General features: G+C 68.9%; 1 protein-coding gene. It reads right to left on the minus strand.

The window, feature by feature from the left end:
* Positions 1–116: 116 nt before the first annotated feature.
* Positions 117–1379 carry an IS701 family transposase gene (locus ACZ4Z2_RS37310; protein ID WP_468082230.1) on the minus strand — a complete coding sequence of 421 codons (1263 nt, stop codon included), beginning with the start codon at positions 1377–1379 and terminating at the stop codon, positions 117–119.
* Positions 1380–1452 lie beyond the last annotated feature (73 nt).

Here is a 1452-nt window from a genome sequence, read left to right on the forward strand (position 1 = left end):
CCTAGTAGTGCTTGGTCAGGTCGTTATCAGTTCTGGCATGTTGCGGTGACAGGTGGGACAGGCGCCGGTCCAGACCGCGAGGAGTAACTGCAGCTCGCGGGCGACCTGGTAGAGGCTCAGGCCGGCGCCGTCTCTTTTGGGGAGCGGGTGATGCGCTGGAGGGTGCAGAAGGCGTGTGCGACGGAGACGAGGGTGACGTGGTGGTGCCAGCCTCGCCAGGTGCGGCCTTCGAAGTGGGCCAGGCCCAGGGTCTGCTTCATCTCGCGGTAGTCGTGCTCGATCCTCCAGCGCAGCTTCGCGGTGCGCACGAGGGTGGCCAGTGCCGTGTCGGCGGGCAGGTTGGACAGCCAGAACTGGACGGGTTCGGGCTGGTCGGCAGGCCATTCGGCAAGCAGCCAGCAGACGGGTAGTTCCGGGCCGGCGCAGGCTTTGCGGATCTCGCGTCCGGCGGGCCTGATCCGCAGGGCCACGAAGCGGGAGTACATGCGCTTGGCGCCGCTGCGGCCGCTGCCCGGGCGGGAGCCTTCCCGCCACTGCACCGGCCGGGCTGTCCGCTTGCCGGCCTCGATGACCAGCTTCTTCACCGTCTGGGCCGGCTCGGGATAGACCGGCTGGGGCCTCGGGCCGCGACCGCCGTAGGGCGGGGTATGCGGCCGTGCCGTTTCCGGGTGGGCGGTGGTCGTGGTGGAGATGCCGACCGCGTAGCTGAGCCCGCGTTCTTCCAGGCCCAGGCGGAAGGCTGCGGTATCGCCGTAGCCGCCGTCTGCGACGACGAGCGGAACGTCGATGCCCCACGACCTGGTCTCATCGATCATGTCCAGAGCCAGCTGCCACTTCTCCACGTGTCCGACGTCGGCGGGGATGCCGCATCTGGTGCGGCGGGCCACCTTGCCCGGATCGGCCTTGGGTGAGGCGGGATCCCAGCTCTCAGGCAGGAACAGACGCCAGTCGACAGCAGCCGACGCGTCGTCGGAGGCCAGGTGCAGGGACACCCCGGCCTGGCAGTTGGTGACCTTGCCCGCGGTGCCGGTGTACTGCCGGGCCACACACGCCGAAGCGTCCCCGTCCTTGAGGAAGCCTGTGTCATCCACGATCAGCGCGGTCGGTTTGATCACCTGCTGCATCCGCCAGGCCAGGCGGGCGCGGACATGCGCCGCGTCCCACGGGCTGGTGGTGATGAAGTTCGCCAACGCCTGCCGGTTGCCGTCCTCGCCCAGACGGGCGGCCATCGGTTCCACCGACTTGCGCCGCCCGTCCAGCAGCAGCCCCCGCAGATAGACCGTCCCCCACCGGCGCTGATCCGCCCGCGCGAACGGCTCGAACATCTCTGCCGCGAAATCCTCCAGATCACACCGGACCGCGGCCAGCTCCCCACCCATCACAACAGGCCAACGGAACAAGCGATCAAACGGACACGCCACCGGCGAGTGAACCTGACCAGGCACTACTAGG

The organism is Streptomyces sp. NPDC030183 (genome assembly GCF_055573455.1).

Bases quoted from the DNA above. Each gene is read 5' to 3' on its own strand.
- ACZ4Z2_RS37310 (WP_468082230.1), bottom strand. From the start codon at position 1,379: ATGGGTGGGGAGCTGGCCGCGGTCCGGTGTGATCTGGAGGATTTCGCG.